Below are 16715 nucleotides of genomic sequence, written 5' to 3' on the forward strand. Positions count from 1 at the left end.
CGCCCGCCGCGAACACCTGCCCGAACGTCACCACCCGGCCCGCATCAACTCCCGCGTCCCCCGCCTCCAGACGAAACCCGACAACCTCGCCAGGACCAGACGGCTGGAGAACGGTAGGCAGGCCGTCCTCATCGGGCGGGTTGCTGTCGTCCGGCGGGTTGCTGTCGTCGGGCGGATTGGATGCCCCGTCCATGTCGAAGACCAGCTTGCCATCCCAGGACATCTTCTCCGATCCCGGAAGGCTCTGGCCGTTGTCGCGCAGATAGCCCGCGTCCTCGGCCTCGTAGCGTTGACCGCCTACCTCGATGTAATCGACATAGAGATTGCAGTCCTCGCCGACCGCTCCGCCCCAGGCATCGTTCAGGAATCGAACCTCGACCTTGCCCGGCCCATCGGCGCCGAAGTCACCCGTCAGAGTGAATTCCTGCCACTCACCGTCGCCATGGGATGCGGTAACCGTGTGCGTTCCGCCGACCTTCTGGCCATCGACATACACTTCGAACTGCGGCGCGCCGTCATAGTGGTCGCCCGACACGCAGAGCTTGATCGTGTTCTGCGGCGGCAGCACGTCTACGGCGACTGAGGTGCTGGTGGTGGCCGTGTCGCCGTTCGATCCTTCCCGCGACTGGGCGGTGACGCTCAGGGAGAAATCCTCGCTGGCGCCCGCCGGCAGAGTGAGCTGCAAGCCCGGAAGCTGCGCGGCCGTCAGCGTCCAGTTGCCGTTGCCGTCCGACGTGCCGGCGCTCAGGCTGGCGCCCTGCGGCAAGCCGCCGACCGTCACCGTGAGCGTCTCGGAACCATCCTGATCGACAAGCGCCGCGGAGAGATCGAGCGGCAGGGTCGCGGCCTGGCCGGCACTCGCCTGGATCTGGAGCGTTGCCGGCGCGGCCAAGTTCGGCGCATCGGCCACCGCTTCGATGATGATCGGCAGGCTGGCGACTGTCTCGAGCGGCGTTCCATCGGCCGCCGTCGCCCTTGCCGAGATCTCGAGCGTGACGTCGCCGCCGGCATTCGCAGGCGGATTGAAGGTCAGCCCGGCGAGCTGGTCCGGCGTCAGCGTCCAGCTACCGTCCTCATTCTCCGTTCCGGCGCTGAGGCTCGCTCCCTCGGGCATGCCGCCGATCGTGATCGTGAGCGACTGCCCATCGGCGGCGTCACCCAGCCCCGCCGCGATCGCAAGCGCAATTCCGCTATCTTCACGCCCACCGGCCGGACCGACTTCCAGCGTTGGCGTTGGCGGTGTCGGCTCCGCGCCCTCCGTATCGAAGACCAACTTGCCATGCCACGGCATCTTCTCCTGGCCGGCAATCGTGCCGCGGCTGGTGAAGGTGGCGTAGGAGGCGTCCTCCGCCTCGAAGCGCTGACCGTTCACCTCGATGGAGTCGACGTAGAGATTGCGATCCTTGCCGGCCGCCCCACCCCAGGCGTCGTTCAGGAACCGGATTTCGACTTGGGCCGGTCCATCGCCACCGAACTCTCCGGTGAAGGTAAACTCCTGCCACTCACCCTTGCCGTAAACGGCGGAGACCTGCTGTGGCTCGCCGACCGGCTGGCCGTCGACATAGAGCTGAAACTCCGGCGTGCCCAAATAGTGATCGCCGGAAACGCGGACGGTGATCGTGTCGACGACCGGTTCGGGCGGAACCGGCGCAGCGCCTTCCGTCCTGAACAGGATATCGCCGTTCCACGACATCTTCTCCTGGCCGGCAATCGTGCCGCGGCTGGTGAAGGTGGCGTAGGAGGCGTCCTCCGCCTCGAAGCGCTGACCGTTCACCTCGATGGAGTCGACGTAGAGATTGCGATCCTTGCCGGCCGCCCCACCCCAACGATCGTTGGCGTACCGAACCGCAACCTCGCCCGGGCCGTCGGCGCCGAAATCGCCCGTGACAGAGAACTCCTGCCACTCGCCCTCGGAGCGGATTGCCGTGACCGTCTGCACCGCGCCGACCGCCTTGCCGTCGACGAAAATCTGAAACTGCGGTGCATCGAGATAATGATCGCCGGAAACCCGGACCACGATCGTGCTGAGCAGGGCCTCGGGCGCCAGAATATCGTTCAGGATCGTCTCGGCCATTGGCTAATTCCCCTATGCGACAGGTACTCTGCCGGGCGAGGGGCCTTTGGCCGTCAGGTGAGCAGATATGATCTCCGCCCGACTGCCGCGCCCCGAGCTGCGGCATTGATCTGACGACGAACATGCCCGAGAGGTTTGAAAAAGATGCTAACGCGTTGATGCTTCTAAAATGTCACTCAAGCATCCATTTGGATTTCCAGAGAGAAGCTGAAGTGAATCCAAGTCTATACGAAAAAGAATAACCTCTATCCTTCTGTGTTCTTTCTGTGTTATTATTGAATTTTAGATAAATTTTATAAACTTTCGGCTGATAACGCACGCCGGTCGATGGCGCATATTTCATCGCACTACGAATAACCTTCTGCGCGACAACGCCTGATAGAGTGAGATCGTCTACGGCCTGACAGAAGAAGGATGCAGGTGGGACCGGGAGATGCCCATGGTTGGCAGCACAACACGCCGGACCACGTCGCCGTGGTCGACGGCCGGGTGCTCGTCTGGGTCGGGCTCGACGGTCGCGTGACGGACGCCTCCTTCCGCCCGGACGGCCCCTGCCAAGCGCGAGAGTGGGCGTTATCCGGCTATTGCCGGAACGATTTCATGACTATTTCCTGCAGAGGCCCCATCAGATAGCCGAGAAGGGTACGCTCGTCCTTCTTGATGATGACCTCGGCCGGCATGCCGGGGATGAGTTCTTCACCGCCCAAGGCCTCCCGCCCCTTCTCGTCCACGAGGACCCGTGCCAGAAAATACGGCACGTTCGTCTTCGGATTGACGAGGCGGTCGGCCGAGATCCGCGTGACGACGCCACTAACCACCGGTGTCGTGTTCTGGTTGAACGCGGTAAAGCGAATATCCGCCGGCGCGCCGACGCGCAGATCGTTGATATCGTCCGGCCGCACTTCCGCATCGACCACCAAGTCGTCATCCTCCGGGACAATATCGAGGACCGGGCCGCCGGCCGGAATCACCCCGCCGACCGTGTGGACCGCGAGATTGACGACGACGCCCGCCGTCGGCGCCTGCAGCTCGAGCCGGCGCAGCTGGTCGCGAGCGGCGAAAATTCTTTGCGAGGTGTCGAAGATCCGCGTCTGAACCTCGCGAAGCTCGTTCTCGACGCCTTCTCGAAAGGACTTCTCGAGCTGGACGATCTGTAGCCCCGCCTCGCCGATCGCCTGCCGGACGCCGGCGATGTTCGCGACGATCTCGCCGCGCTCGCCTTCCAGCCGCTCATACTCCCGCTCGACCGCAAGAACCTGCGTCATGGACGCGTGTCCCTTGTCGAACAAGGTCTTCAGACCGGCGAGCTCCTTCTTGACCAGGGCGATCTGGCGCTCCTTCGCGCCCGCCTGCATCTCCAGCCCCTCGATCTGCGCGTTCGATTGCTCGATTCGGTTCTCGAGAATCGAGGTCTCGCCAACCAGCGTGCTACGGCGCGCCTGGAAGATACGCCGCTGCCCCGACAGGATCTCCGCCGCTTCGGGGTCCGTCGCCGCCCGCGCCGTCAGGTCGGCGGGAAATGCAATGTCGTGGCGATCGTCGCGCTCGGCCAAAAGCCGCGCCTCATAGGCGCGGTCGGCGTCGAAGCGGCCCTGGAGCAGCTCGAGCGTTGCGCGCGCCTGGGTGTCGTCCAGTCGGATCAGCACCTCGCCTGCGTCCACATGATCCCCGTCGTGGACCAGGATCTCCTTGACGATACCGCCTTCGAGATGCTGCACCTCCTTGCGGCTGGAATCGACGACGACGGTGCCCGGCGCGATCGCCGCGGAGCTCAGCGGTGCAAGCGCCGACCAAAGGAAGAGCCCGCCGAAGGCGACGAGGATGACGAGCCATCCGAAGGAGGTGACGCGCCGATAGCTTGTGGGGAAGCTAGGCGCCGGCTCGGCGCCCACGGCCGCGGCGCCGTGAGACGGCAACAAGGCGACCATCTACGACGCCTTCGCCGAAATTTGTCCGGTGGCGGTGACTGCCGAGGTCGCTGGCGCGGGCCGTGCCAGTCGAGCCAGAACTTCGCTCCGCGAGCCGAAGGCCCGGACCACACCGTCGGCAAGAACAAGGATTTGATCCATGGTGCCGAGGACGCTCGGCCGGTGCGAGACGATGACGACCGTCGTCCCCGCATCCTTCAGATCCATGATCGCGTTGGTCAGGGCGGTCTCTCCATCCTCGTCGAGGTTCGAGTTCGGCTCGTCGAGGACGACGAGCGCGGGATTGCCGAAGATCGCCCGGGCAAGACCGATGCGCTGACGCTGGCCGCCGGACAGGACACAGCCGCCCGGTCCGATCGGCGCGTCATAGCCGGAGGGCAGGCGCAGGATCATCTCATGCACTCCGGCGCGCTTTGCCGCGGCGACGATCTTCGCGGAGTCGAGCTCGCCGAACCGCGCGATGTTCTCGCTGACCGTGCCGTCGAAGAGCTCCACATCCTGCGGCAGATAGCCGATATAGGGGCCGAGCTCGTCGCGGTTCCAGTTATGGACGTCGGCGCCGTCGAGACGCACCTTTCCGGAAAAGGGCCGCCAAGCCCCCACGATCAGGCGCGCCAGGGTCGATTTCCCTGCGCCGCTCGGACCGACGACGCCGAGCACCTGTCCGGCCGCCAGCGGGAAGCTGACCTGGCGAAGCGTCGGGGCGCCGGCGCCGGGCGGCACCGCTGTCAGATTCTCGACCCGCAAGTCGCCCTTTGGTCTCGGCAGCGACGTCGAGGCGGCCGGCTCCGGCTGCTCCGCGAGCAGCGCGTTCAAGCGGGCATAGGCGGTGCGCGCCGACACGAACTGCTTCCAGGTCCCGATCGCCATCTCGACCGGCGCGAGCGCCCGGCCGACGAGAATGGAGGTCGCGATGATCACGCCAGGCGTGATCTCACCATAGATCGCCAGATGCGCGCCGGCGCCGAGCAGGGCGATCTGCAAGAGCAGCCGCAGCGACTTGGTCAGGGCGGAGATCGTGCCCGCCCGGTCGCTGGCCAGGGACTGCAGACGGAGCAGCTCCACCCGCCGATCGGCCCACGACCGCCGAAGGTTCGCGAACATCCCCATCGCCTGGAGCACTTCGGCGTTGCGCAGGCTGCTTTCGATGAAGCTGTTGACGCCGACCGAATGGCGGTTCGCCTCCTGCAGCGGCCGGCGCGTCGCAAGTTCGTTGGCGATCGCCAGCCCGAACAATATAAGGGCGCCAAGCGTGGCGATCACGCCGAGCAGCGGGTGGAACAGAAAGACCACCGCGATGATGATCGGCGTCCACGGCGCATCGAAGAAGGCGAAGGTGCCGGTGCCGGACAGAAATTGCCGCACGGTATCGAAGTCGCGCAGCCCCTGCACGCCGCCGCGCGGCGACTGCAGCGAGGAGCGGAAGATCGCCGAAAGGACCCGGGCGCTCAATCGGAGATCCAGCTGCCCGGAAACGCGAACCAGAATCCGCGCGCGGACGACCTCCAGAAGCCCCATGACGCCGAGCATGCCGCAGGCGAGCAGCGTCAAGACGACGAGCGTCTCCTCGCTTTGACTCGGCAGCACGCGATTGTAGACCTGCATCATGTAGAGAGGCGACACGAGCATCAAGAGATTGATGAAGAAACTGAATGCACCGGTCGTGATGAAGGCGTCCCGGCAGGACGACAGGGCGTCCCTGACCTCGGACTTGCTCTGTTTCATGCGCAGCCTTTTCTCTGCATGCCGTTTCGGGTCATGTCATCCGACGCCCCGCCCGAGGGCACCGGGGCGGGACGCGCCGAGCCAAAGGAGGGTGCCCAGTCGAGAGCCAAGCACGCCGGCTCCGGCCTATATCGCGCCACAGTGCAGGTTCCAAAGGGGATGTTACCAAACCGGAAGTTAATACTTGCTAAGTAGCCCAACATCGCCGGCATCGAACCCGTGCCGCCCCTTACGCCAGCGTTCCGGAAAGCCAGGACATCGGCTTCGATCTTCGTGCCCATCTCGCTCGCGCGATTGGGAGATCATGCGTCTCCCGCTGCTTTTGTGCGATCAGGCATGATGCTCCCCTTTCCCCCAAGCACGCTTCGGTCCGAAAGCGTTGCGTTCGGCCCAAGCGATGGTCGTTCCTGGCCTTGATACGCAATATGCCCGTCGAACCGGTGTAGGAAAATTGTGGCCCGAGCCGGCGACATCGAATCGGGGAAAGCCTCGGACCGATGGCAGTGAGGCGCTTTCCAGGAGAGCGCCTCTCCTCTCCATTCCTTAGAAAAAATTAATAAAATTAGCCCAGTTTATTGTTTGGACTCTGCACTGGCGCCGAAAGTCTTTCGAAGAGCGACAAGGGCATGTCTCAGGAGAATACAGATGCGAGCAGGCCGAGCGGGACTATTTCCACAGCCCTGACGGCGCCGGCCTTGCCAAATCCGGGGCTCCCTGCGCGGACCGCAGGCGAACAGCCGAAGGTCGTGACGGCGGCTCGGCCGGGCGAGCTCGCAAAGGCTGAGATCGCGAACGTGACCAGTCGTCGGTTCGGCCGGATCTGGTATGTCCCCACGGCTGCCATACACCCCGGACCGACGCCGATACGCAAGCGCCTCGCGTCCGAGGATTTGCAGGCGCTGGCCAACTCGATTCGCGAGAAAGGGATGGCGCAGCCGGTGCTGCTGCGCGTTCGCCGCGGCACTGCGGACCAGTTCGACCTGATCGCCGGCTATCGCCGCTGGCAGGCGGCGATGCTAGCGGACATGAACGAGGTTCCGGCGATCGTTATCGACAGGATTGGGGACCGCGAGGCGTTCGAGTTCGCCTTGGTGGAGAACCTGCAGCGTCGCGACCTCACAGTGATCGAAGAGGCGGAAGCCCTCCGTCTCATGATCGAGGGGTACGGCCGGACCCATGAACAGGTGGCGGCCCTCACCGGCCGGAGCCGCAGCCATATCTCCAACATCCTGCGCATTCTGAGCCTTCCGCAGGAAGTCAAGGAGATGATCGAGTCCGGACGCATCAGCTTCGGCCATGCCCGCGCCCTGCTTGCGGCCAGATCGCCGGTGCAGCTTGCAGCCCGAATCGCCGAGGAGCGACTGACGGTTCGGGAGACCGAGCGGCTGGCCCATGCCGTCGATGCGACGGTGCGAGCGACCCCTGCGGCACCCGCCTCCTCGCCCGGCCCCGAAGCTTTGATGGCGCTCGAGGCGGAGATTGCGCGGGAACTCGGCTCGATCGTCGAGATCAAGCTGGACGGCAAGCGACCGACAATTCGGATTCACACGCGCTCGCCGCAGGAAGCGGCCGCGGCCGCAAGGACGATCCGCGACGCGCTTCAACTTCTAGGCATGAACCGGGCGATGAAAAGCCTCGGCGGCATCAGCTGACTTGCGAATCTCTCGGATTCCGTGTGGAAAGTCTCGGGGCGGGAAATTGATTCGCCGCGATGACACGCTTCGCGGGATGCAGCCAAAAGAAAAGCGGCGGCCCCAGATAGCGGGAACCGCCGCCGAAGGTTCGAATGGATAGTGTCTCGATCAGGCCGCCTTGCGGCGACGCCCGATAACGCCCATGCCGAGCAGACCAGCGCCGATCAGAGTGAGCGTCGCGGGCTCCGGAACCTGGAAGTTTCCGGAATAGAGGACGCCGAATGGATTCTCGTTGGTGTTCTGCACCGTTCCGAACTGATAGGCGACCACTCTGATCGTGTGCGAACCACTGTCGACCGTCGTGGCCAGTTGGAAGTACTCCAACGGCTCGCACCCGATCGGGCCATCGGCGCAGGTGTTGTCGGTGAAGTTCGCGGCCTTGATCAGAACGTCGTCGAGATAGAGCTCGACCGTGTCGTCGGCCCAGATGTAGAAGTCGAGGCTGCCGGCCCCGGTGAAGGTCTCTTCGATCTGGAAGATCGCCTGCCTGCCGTCCGGGTTCGTCGCCGAGCCGTTATACGGCGCCAGCACGCTTCCGCCATAGCCGGTATCAGCATAGGAAACCCACTCGCCACCGTAACCGGGCGGGTTCGGAGAATTGGACTGCCACAACGGATGCGGCGTGATGGTCTGCGTGGTGCAGGCACCCGCACCACCGGAACCGCTCAACAGAGTACAGGTGCCATTACCGGCACCTGAGATGATCGGAGCGGCGAATGCGGCGCTGGCGGCGCACCCGATGCCAAGTGCCAGCAGCGCAGTAAGTGCAAATTGCTTCATAACCCAGGTCCTCCCTTGGGGGCGCAACAAGACTAACACCTGATTAGAAGCAACTCTCGTGCCATATTTACTTGAGGATCTCCAACGAAACAGTTCCCTCTGGATTTACAAGCATATACGCGAATGTTCTTCGACAATGCGGACATAAACGTTCCCCCACGGCCTTTTATTAACCATATACTGTAAACTATCCGGACGATTTGCGCAGGCTATATGCCCACTGCGGCCATCCTATCTGTGACCTTCGACGTCCAGGTAAGGGACACCAGGTGCGTCTCGGCCCCACCGGCCTACTGCGTGCCAGCCTGCGATGAGCCGACGCTGGTTGGGCTGTAAGGACTTCTGACGGTTAATGACCGGCGAGAACCGCCCGAAGCGCTGCGCTGAAACCCGCCGCGGATACGGCGAGACCGTGATCGGCACCATTGGATCGCACGACACCGAGATCGACGCCGACAAGGCTGACGCCCTTCTCCGTGCGCCGCAGCAGCGGCGAACCGGAATCGCCCCGGGTGGCATCGCAGCTATGCAGCAGCAGCCGTCCGCCACCGGATCGGCCTGAGATGCCGCAGCCCTCATGAACCGACAGGAGGTGGGCCCGATCCCGGCCATAACCGGCGCGCACCAGCCGGTCCCCGGCAGACAGCGCACGGTCGACAGCCCACACCGGGACCGGGCGAATATCGATCGGGTCGCGCAGCACCACAACTGCCCAATCCTCAGCCAGCACGTCCACGTTCATGGCGGCGTCCGGACGGTAGCCTTGCGGGACAACCAACGCGCGCGCCACCGAGTGGGCGAGATAGTCGCCTCGCTGATAACCGGCAACGAAGTGAATGTCGGACGGCACGATACGGCGCCTGCCGCGGTCGAACAGGCAATGTGCCGCAGTCAGGACCTGCCGCGGACCGACCAATGTGCCGGTGCAGAACCCGCCCGAAGCACGATTGACTCGTCCGATGGCGGTCCAAGGCCAGTCCAGGGATTCTGTCGGAACCCGGTCATCGTCGCCGAGAATGCCCGGCAAGGCCTCCAGCTGCGCGGTCGCCGGCATGACCGGGAGCAATTGCAAGCAGAGAAGGAGAAGGAGGCGCATCATGCTGACTCTGAACGGGCAATAGGTTCTCGATCGACGAAGACTAATGGATTCTCCTGGCGCTGCGCGGAAACAAAACAGTGGCCAAAGGAAGACGCCGTTCAGGGCTGCAGAAATCGCCTATTGGTCGCAAGCTGCCTAGGATATCCTGTCTCTACGGAATGTTCTCGCAGGAGATGATTTCGAGGTTGATTGGCGGCACGCCTGCTAGAATCGGCATGGCGGCGCGCAGGTTGGAAAAGATCTGCAGCGTGTTGTGAACGATGATATCCGGGCTCTGGGTGATGACGATGTCCATCGTACCGTCGATCAGCATCGCCCTTGTGTCCTCGGTAAGGCCGTGTCCGACGAACACCACGCCCTGCGCCCGTCCGGCCTCCCTCAGCGCCCGGGCGATGCCGTCCGACGAGCCGCCGATATTGTAGATCCCGATGAGATCCGGGTGATCGGCGAGCAGCACCTTGGCATGGTGGTAGTTCTCGGACCTGTCGTCGTGGCCTTCCCGCAGGCCGATCAGTTCCATCTCCGGGAACTGCTCATGCAGAAGGCTCATGAAGCCCATCTCCCGGTCCTGATGCGCGCGATAGTGCAGGCTGCCGGCGATGAGCGCGATCTTGCCGCTGTTGCGGCGCGTGAAACGGCCAAGCAGATAGGCCGCGGTTCTCCCGCAAGCGCGATTGTCGAGGCCGACATAGGCGGCCCGCTCCGAGTTCGGCAGATCGGACACGAAGGTGACGACATGCTTGCCATCGGCGGCGAGTGTCGCAACTGCCTCCCGCACTGCCGGATGCGCCAGCGCCATGAAGGCGATACCGTCGGCGTTCCTGCCGTGCCGCTTGAGAGCCTCGGCCAGTCCGAAGGGGTCGAAACCCTCGATGAAATAGGACTTGATCCGCAAGTTGAAGGCCGACTGCCGGTCGTCGCTACTGCGGATCCGCTCGCCGAGCAGACGCAGATATCGGTTAGTGCCGGAAGGCAGAAGGAACACCAGCTTCATCGGACTCGGATGCAGCGCCCGGGCGAGAGCTTCCTTTGGCAGATAGCCATGCTCGGCGGCGGCCTCCAGCACCCGTTTCAGGGTCACCTCGCGCACACCGCCGCGATGATTCAAGACCCGGTCGACCGTTGCGAGCGATACGCCGCTGGTGCCGGCGATATCGGCGATAGTCGGCCGCTTTGTTTTCGTCCTTGGCATAGTGGAACATCCGATCAACGGCGATGAAAGCCGTCAAAATCCCTCAAAAGCCATCAAGAGATACGCGTTGACCCGAAGAATAGACGCCAATAGCGTTCTTGGAAATCGGGGAAATAACCCGTGTCAAAGCTGCTCAGAACCACGCAAAAACCATCAAGGGAGGAATTGATGGCCACGTATCCATCCATCCTCGGATCCGTTTTCCGCGCGCGGCTCGGCGCTCTGGTCGGCGCAGCCTGCATCGCCGTGGCCACGGGGCTCGGCACGCCGAATCCCTCACAGGCCGCCGACCTTACCCTGCGCTATGGCCACATGAACGCGCCGACGAGCATCACCGGCATGCAGGCCGAATGGCTCGCGGAGGCGATCGCCAGGAACACCGGTGGCGAGATCGAAGTGCAGGTCTTCCCCTCTTCGCAGCTCGGCAAGCTGCAGGAACTCGCCGAGGCGGTGTCGACGGGAACGATCGCCCTGTCGCATAACACCGCCGGCGCGCTCGGCTCGCTCCACGCCCCGTTCTCTGCTCTCGATACCCCCTTTCTCTATCGGGATCTCGACCATCTGATGAAGGTCACCGACGTGAACTCGCCGGTGATGAAGTCGCTGAACGAAGGGCTGATCGCGAATGCCGGCGTGCGCGTCCTCTACGCCTTTTATTTCGGCACTCGCCAGTTGACTGCCTCTCAAGCAGCCTTGAGCCCGGCCGATCTTGCCGGCGTCAAGATCCGCTCGATCCCCTTTCCGATCTATATGACGGCGGTCGAAGGCCTCGGCGCGGTACCGGTGCCGGTCGACTGGTCGGAGGTTCCGACGGCGCTGGCCACCGGCGTCGTCGCCGGTCAGGAGAACCCGGTCAATGTGGTGCTGTCGAACAAGCTTTACGATGTCCAGTCGCACATGATGTTGACCGGCCACATCATGGGCGCCGAGGTGGTCGTCATCAACGAGAGCGTATGGCAGGACCTGACGCAGGCTCAGCGCGACGGCATCGCCGCGGCGGCCGAAGAGGTGCGGCAGAGGGCCTCGAAAGCGGTGGAGGCTCAGGAAGAAAGCGATCTGGAAGAACTCACCGGCTTGGGCATGACCGTCATCGGCCCGGAGCAGGGCCTTGAGGTCGATGCCTTTCGGAAGTCTGTAGGGAAGCTCGTAGGCGAGCGGTTCTCCGAGGAATATGGCGACCTGTATGAGATGATCACTGAAATCAAGTAGCGTCGCGCCGCCCGTCCTGCCGAAGAGTCGCCCGGCACAGCAGCCGTCCAAATCCTAGCAATCGGAGATCCGTCATGGCGACCGCTCCCGGAACCATGCGCCCCGGAATCATGCGCCTCGAGCATGTTCTGCGCTGGGTTTCCAGCGCAGGGCTTGCGGTCGCCATGACGATGCTGGTCCTCATGACGATCCTCATCGCCCTGCAGGTCGCCTGCCGCAACCTGCTGGATATGGGCCTGCCCTGGGTGGACGAGTTGGCCCGCTTCGCCGGCCTGTGGGTCGTCTATCTGACGGTTCCGCACCTGCTCCTCGAAGGCCGCCACATCGCCGTCAATATGCTGATGGGGCTGTTTGGCGGACGGGCGCGCAAGCTTCTTCACGTTCTGAACGAAATCTGCGTGATCGGCTTCTGCGTCCTGCTCCTGGTCGGTCTGCAGACATTTCTGGAGCGCGCGGCGACCTTCTCCACGCCGGCGATCGGCATGCCGAATTGGGTCTTCTACCTGCCGATGACGATCGGCATGGGCCTCCTGACCCTGGTCGCCATCTTTCGCCTCGTCCGTGCGCTACGCGGCGCCTGACCCCGAACGAGGTCCGCATCCATGACGACCCTCCTTCTCGCGCTGTTCGCCGTCACCATGCTGATGGGCGTCCCGATATCGATCGCCATGGGCCTATCCGCCGCGGTGGTGATCGTCCTCAACGACCTACCCGTCGCAGTCCTGGCCCAGCGTTCGGTCAACGCGCTCGATTCCACGCCGCTACTCGCCGTTCCGCTCTTCATCTTCGCCGCCAACCTTCTGAACGTCACCGGCGTGACCCGTCACCTGTTCGACCTGATCCGCATCCTGGTCGGACGGATCCGCGGCGGGGTCGCCCAGGTAACGGTGCTCGTCAGTCTGGTGTTTTCCGGGATATCCGGAGCCGCGCTCGCCGACATCGGCGCGCTCGGCAGCATGCAGATCAAGATGATGCGCGAGCGGGGGTATCGTGACGAATTCTCCGCAGGAATCACGATGGCCGCGGCGACCATCGGCCCGATCTTTCCACCATCCATACCAATCATCATCTTCGCCACGGCAGCCAACGTCTCTGCCGTGAAGCTGCTCCTCGCCGGGATCGTCCCGGCGCTGATCATCACGGCGCTGTTGATGATCCAGATCGCTGTGATGGCCCGCCTCCAGAACCTGCCGCGCGACGAGACCGTACCGAGCCTCTCGGAACTCGGCCGCCAATTTGCACTCAGCCTGCCGGCGCTGCTGGCGCCCGTCCTTCTGATCGGCGGCCTCTTGAGCGGCTTGTTCGGGCCGACCGAGGTCGCCGGTATCACTGTCGTCTACGCCATCCTGATCGGCCGGTTCTTCTATCACCAACTCAGCTGGACAGGCTTCGTCGGCGCGGCGCGGGAGACGGTCGAGGCAACCGCGAACGTGCTCTTCATCGTCGCCTCCGCGGCGCTGTTCGCCTGGGTCCTGACCATCGACCAGGTACCGGCCCGAGCGGCCGAACTGCTCTTGGGACTCTCGACCGATCCCATCGTCCTCCTGTTCATCGTCAACGGCCTGCTCCTGGTCGCGGGCATGTTCCTGGAGTCGATCGCCGCGATCCTGATCATCGCACCGATCGTCACCCCGATCCTGACCATGGCCGGCGTCGACCCGATCCAGCTCGGCATCGTGTTCGTGCTCAATCTGATGATCGGGCTGCTGACGCCGCCGGTCGGCATGAGCCTCTATATGGTCAGCATCGTCGCCAAGATGCCGCTGCCGACGGTCGTTAGCGGCGTGCTGCCGTTCCTGATTCCCCTCCTGTTATCGCTCCTGGTCGTGACGCTGGTTCCCGCCGCCTCGACTTGGTTGCCCGGTCTTTTGATGAAGTGAGGATATATGAGCAGGTTACTCGGAGAGGTCCGACAACTGGGCTATGTCGTTGAAGACATCGAAGCCGCGATGGAGTTCTGGATCGACGTCATAGGCGTCGGACCGTGGTTCTATAACGAGCATGTGCCGATCCGGAATTACCGGTTCCGCGGCGAGGCCTTCGACGTTCACAACTCGGTCGCGCTGGCCAATTCCGGCCGCGTCCAGGTCGAGCTGATCCAGACTCGCAGCGACACGCCGTCGATGTATCGCGACTTCCTGCGCGCAGGACATACCGGTCTTCAGCATATCGCCTTCTGGACAGAGACCTTCGACGACGACCTGGCCCGCATGGAGGCGCAAGGCTTCAAGGTCGAAATGAGCGGCGAGGTCGGTCAGAACGGCCGTTTCGTCTATTTCGACCGCCAAATGCATCCCGGCACCGTGATCGAACTCTCCGAAGTGCTCGGGCCGAAGGGCCGGATGTTCAAGATGATCCGTGACGCCGCAACCGGCTGGGATGGCTCCGACCCGATCCGCGACTTCCCGTCGCTCGAGGGGAACTGACATCATGAATCCGGGCAGCGCCGTCGTCGCGGAGTACCTGATCGAGACACCGCTGGAGCCGGCGCGGGTCGCTGAGATCATGGCCGGCGAGCAGAGCTGCGGCACGTTCACGCGCGTCGCCGGTGAGAGCGAGGAACTGCGCCGCCGCGCCGCCGCCGATGTGCTGCGCGTTGAGGAGATCGAGCCCAGCGCCCTGCCGAGCCTGCCGAGCGCCTATCTGGCGCGGCGCGGAGTCGAAGGTCCCTGGCGCCGGGCACGCGTCGAGATCGCCTTTCCGCTCGCCAATATCGGACGAAACCTGCCGACGCTTGCCGCCATCGTCGCGGGCAACCTCTACGACCTGGGCGAGATCACCGGGCTGCGGCTCCTCTCCCTGCGAATGCCGGATGCCTTCCGTAGCCGCTTTCCAGGGCCGGTGGCCGGGATCGGCGGAACGCGCGACAGCGTCGGCACCGGCCAGCGGCCGTTGTTCGGCACGATCATCAAGCCCAATCTGGGTCTCTCAGCCGAGGCGACGGCCGATCTGGTCGAAGACCTGTGCGAAGCAGGCGTCGACTTCATCAAGGACGACGAGGTCAACGCCAATTCGGATCATGCGCCGATCGAGGAGCGGGTGCCTGCGGTGATGCGGCGCATCCGCCGTCATCGCGATCAGACCGGCCGCACCGTCATGATGGCCTTCAACATCACGGACGAGGTCGATGCCATGCGGCGCCATGCCGATCTGGTCGAGGCGACGGGCGGGACCTGTGTCATGGCGAGCCTCAACTGGTGCGGTCTGGCGGCGGTCGAGGCACTCAGGGCCGCTACGCCGCTCGCGCTCCACGGCCATCGCAACGGCTTCGGCGCCTTCGCCCGCGATCCGGCGCTGGGCATTTCCTTCAGGGCCTATCAGGCGCTCTACAGGCTCACCGGCCTCGACCACATGCATGTACACGGCCTCGGCGGCAAGTTCGCCGATTTCGACGAGGATGTCGTCGATGCCGCGCGTGCCTGTCTTGAGCCGGTTGCCGTCGACGGCGCCGCGGACGATCGGGTAATGCCGGTGTTCTCCTCCGGCCAGTGGGCCGGCACGGTCGCGGCCACCTGCGAGGCAGTCGCCGGCCATGACTTCATGTTCCTCGCCGGCGGTGGCATCCTGGCGCATCCCGATGGTCCGGCCGCCGGCGTCGCCAGCTTGCGACAGGCGTTCGAAGCCGTCGAAGCGGGTGTCCCAGCCAAGCACTATGCGGAAGGGGCACCGGAGCTCCGCCGTGCCCTCGACTTCTTCGGCCCGACGCTCGGCTAAGATGGCGCCGCCCGAGATTACCTTCTGCGGCGACGACTTCACCGGCGCGAGTGACACGCTGGCGACCCTGGCGCGCGGCGGCCTGAAGGCACGGCTCTATCTCGACCCGCCCGGGCCGGAACGACGGGCGGAGATCGAGGCGTTGGACGCCGTCGGCGTCGCCACCGCCCTGCGCACCATGCCGGCGGCCGAGATCGCGATCGAGGCCCGGCGGATCGCCGAACGGCTCGTGGCGCTTCGGCCGCGCTTCGTCCACTACAAGATCTGCTCGACCTTCGATTCGAGTCCTGACATCGGCAGCATCGGCGCGGCGGTCGCTGCGTTCCGCCAACAGCTCGACACGCCCATGGTGGCAATCATCGGCGGACAGCCGAGCCTCCGTCGGCACTGCGTCTTCGGCACGCTGTTTGCCGCCAGCGGCGACGAGACATTCCGCATCGATCGCCATCCGGTGATGAGCCGCCATCCCGTGACGCCGATGGCCGAGGCCGATCTGCGCCGCCATCTCGCCTCCCAGGGTCTTGGCCCCATCGCGCTGATCGACCGCACCCTCATGGCGCAGGGGATGGGCCATGTGAGGGATCGCCTGACCGCCCTTCGCGCCAGCGGTGTGGCGCTCGCGCTGTTCGATATTCTCGACGCGGTGGACGTCGCTCTCGTCGGCGACGTGCTGCGGCGGGAGGCCGGTCCCGGGCCGCTTCTGATCGTCGGTGCGAGCAGCGTCGCTGAAGCGCTTCTCGCGGCCGCGGACAATCGCGCGAGAGAGGCGGCATTCGCCGTTCCGGCGACGAACGGGCCGGTTTTCGTGATGGCCGGCAGCCGCTCGCCGATAACGCAGGCGCAGATCGATGCGGCCGCCTCGTTCGAGAAGGTGGCGCTCTCACCCGCCCTACTTGGCGCCCGCGCGAGCGGCGGGGCGTTTCGCGCCGCCAGCGATCGATGCGCGGTACTGCTGCGGGAGGGAGCGCACGTTCTCGCCTTCGTGGAAGACGACATGGAGCACGGCCACTCGCGTCTGGAGATCGCAGCCGCCACGGCGGAGTTCGCAGCCCTTGTCGCAGCGGCGGCCCGGCCCGGCTGTCTCGCGATCGCCGGTGGCGACACCGCGAGCCTCGCGATCCGCCGGCTCGGGGTCGAGAGCATCTCCTATCTCGCCGACCTCGATCCGGGGGTGAGTTTGTGCTGCGCCCATGCGCCGGATCCGGCGCTCGACGGCATCCGGCTCGTTCTGAAGGGCGGACAGATGGGACGGGAGGATCTGTTCGATCGGCTGATCCAACTGTAAGGCCAAACCACCGGT

General features: G+C 64.5%; 13 protein-coding genes. 7 read left to right on the forward strand and 6 right to left on the reverse strand.

Features of this window, described 5'->3' with window-relative positions:
- The 3 genes from DT069_RS09880 to DT069_RS09890 all read right to left on the reverse strand — a co-directional run.
- On the reverse strand, positions 1-2074 hold a 2074-nt coding region (locus DT069_RS09880), incomplete at its 3' end, for a carbohydrate-binding domain-containing protein (protein WP_425450135.1).
- A gap of 581 nt (positions 2075-2655) precedes the next feature.
- Positions 2656-4002, reverse strand: coding sequence for an HlyD family type I secretion periplasmic adaptor subunit (locus tag DT069_RS09885; protein WP_119460152.1), 1347 nt, complete (start codon positions 4000-4002; stop codon positions 2656-2658).
- Positions 4003-5727, reverse strand: a complete 1725-nt coding sequence (locus DT069_RS09890; protein ID WP_119460153.1) for a type I secretion system permease/ATPase — start codon at positions 5725-5727, stop codon at positions 4003-4005.
- Between the two features lie 794 nt (positions 5728-6521).
- Here DT069_RS09890 and DT069_RS09895 point away from each other — a divergent pair.
- On the forward strand, positions 6522-7379 hold the full coding sequence (locus tag DT069_RS09895; protein WP_162913107.1) for a ParB/RepB/Spo0J family partition protein: 858 nt from the start codon (positions 6522-6524) through the stop codon (positions 7377-7379).
- A gap of 150 nt (positions 7380-7529) precedes the next feature.
- Here DT069_RS09895 and DT069_RS09900 read toward each other — a convergent pair whose 3' ends face one another.
- The 3 genes from DT069_RS09900 to DT069_RS09910 all read right to left on the reverse strand — a co-directional run bounded on the left by DT069_RS09900 (position 7530) and on the right by DT069_RS09910 (position 10492).
- On the reverse strand, positions 7530-8201 hold the full coding sequence (locus DT069_RS09900; RefSeq protein ID WP_119460155.1) for a PEP-CTERM sorting domain-containing protein: 672 nt from the start codon (positions 8199-8201) through the stop codon (positions 7530-7532).
- 349 nt (positions 8202-8550) lie between these two features.
- Positions 8551-9300 carry a trypsin-like serine peptidase gene (locus DT069_RS09905; RefSeq protein WP_119460156.1) on the reverse strand — a complete coding sequence of 250 codons (750 nt, stop codon included), beginning with the start codon at positions 9298-9300 and terminating at the stop codon, positions 8551-8553.
- Between the two features lie 151 nt (positions 9301-9451).
- Positions 9452-10492 (reverse strand): LacI family DNA-binding transcriptional regulator, encoded by a 1041-nt coding sequence (locus tag DT069_RS09910; RefSeq protein ID WP_119460157.1) that lies wholly within the window; start codon positions 10490-10492, stop codon positions 9452-9454.
- A gap of 168 nt (positions 10493-10660) precedes the next feature.
- On the opposite strand from DT069_RS09910, the gene DT069_RS09915 reads away from it, so the two are divergent.
- From DT069_RS09915 to DT069_RS09940, 6 genes are all read left to right on the forward strand, one after another.
- Positions 10661-11701: a TRAP transporter substrate-binding protein gene (locus DT069_RS09915; RefSeq protein WP_425450136.1), complete on the forward strand. Its 1041-nt coding sequence runs from the start codon at positions 10661-10663 to the stop codon at positions 11699-11701.
- Between the two features lie 74 nt (positions 11702-11775).
- Complete coding sequence (locus DT069_RS09920) at positions 11776-12282, forward strand: TRAP transporter small permease (protein ID WP_119460158.1); 507 nt, start codon at positions 11776-11778, stop codon at positions 12280-12282.
- A gap of 21 nt (positions 12283-12303) precedes the next feature.
- Complete coding sequence (locus DT069_RS09925) at positions 12304-13581, forward strand: TRAP transporter large permease (protein WP_119460159.1); 1278 nt, start codon at positions 12304-12306, stop codon at positions 13579-13581.
- A 6-nt stretch (positions 13582-13587) separates the two neighbouring features.
- The gene (locus DT069_RS09930) at positions 13588-14127 is read left to right on the forward strand and encodes a VOC family protein (protein WP_119460160.1); all 540 of its coding nucleotides are present in this window, start codon (positions 13588-13590) and stop codon (positions 14125-14127) included.
- A 4-nt stretch (positions 14128-14131) separates the two neighbouring features.
- Positions 14132-15415, forward strand: a complete 1284-nt coding sequence (locus DT069_RS09935) for a ribulose-bisphosphate carboxylase large subunit family protein (protein WP_119460161.1) — start codon at positions 14132-14134, stop codon at positions 15413-15415.
- Complete coding sequence (locus tag DT069_RS09940; RefSeq protein ID WP_162913108.1) at positions 15381-16700, forward strand: four-carbon acid sugar kinase family protein; 1320 nt, start codon at positions 15381-15383, stop codon at positions 16698-16700. The genes DT069_RS09935 and DT069_RS09940 overlap by 35 nt, the downstream gene beginning before the upstream one ends.
- The last annotated feature ends 15 nt before the right edge of the window (positions 16701-16715 follow it).

This window comes from Virgifigura deserti (assembly GCA_003576685.1).
Lineage (GTDB): Bacteria > Pseudomonadota > Alphaproteobacteria > Dongiales > Dongiaceae > Virgifigura > Virgifigura deserti.

Coding starts and splice junctions, on each gene's coding strand:
- DT069_RS09885 (WP_119460152.1), bottom strand. CDS start 4,002: ATGGTCGCCTTGTTGCCGTCTCACGGCGCCGCGGCCGTGGGCGCCGAG.
- DT069_RS09890 (WP_119460153.1), bottom strand. CDS start 5,727: ATGAAACAGAGCAAGTCCGAGGTCAGGGACGCCCTGTCGTCCTGCCGG.
- DT069_RS09900 (WP_119460155.1), bottom strand. CDS start 8,201: ATGAAGCAATTTGCACTTACTGCGCTGCTGGCACTTGGCATCGGGTGC.
- DT069_RS09905 (WP_119460156.1), bottom strand. CDS start 9,300: ATGATGCGCCTCCTTCTCCTTCTCTGCTTGCAATTGCTCCCGGTCATG.
- DT069_RS09910 (WP_119460157.1), bottom strand. CDS start 10,492: ATGCCAAGGACGAAAACAAAGCGGCCGACTATCGCCGATATCGCCGGC.
- DT069_RS09915 (WP_425450136.1), top strand. CDS start 10,661: ATGGCCACGTATCCATCCATCCTCGGATCCGTTTTCCGCGCGCGGCTC.
- DT069_RS09920 (WP_119460158.1), top strand. CDS start 11,776: ATGGCGACCGCTCCCGGAACCATGCGCCCCGGAATCATGCGCCTCGAG.
- DT069_RS09925 (WP_119460159.1), top strand. CDS start 12,304: ATGACGACCCTCCTTCTCGCGCTGTTCGCCGTCACCATGCTGATGGGC.
- DT069_RS09930 (WP_119460160.1), top strand. CDS start 13,588: ATGAGCAGGTTACTCGGAGAGGTCCGACAACTGGGCTATGTCGTTGAA.
- DT069_RS09935 (WP_119460161.1), top strand. CDS start 14,132: ATGAATCCGGGCAGCGCCGTCGTCGCGGAGTACCTGATCGAGACACCG.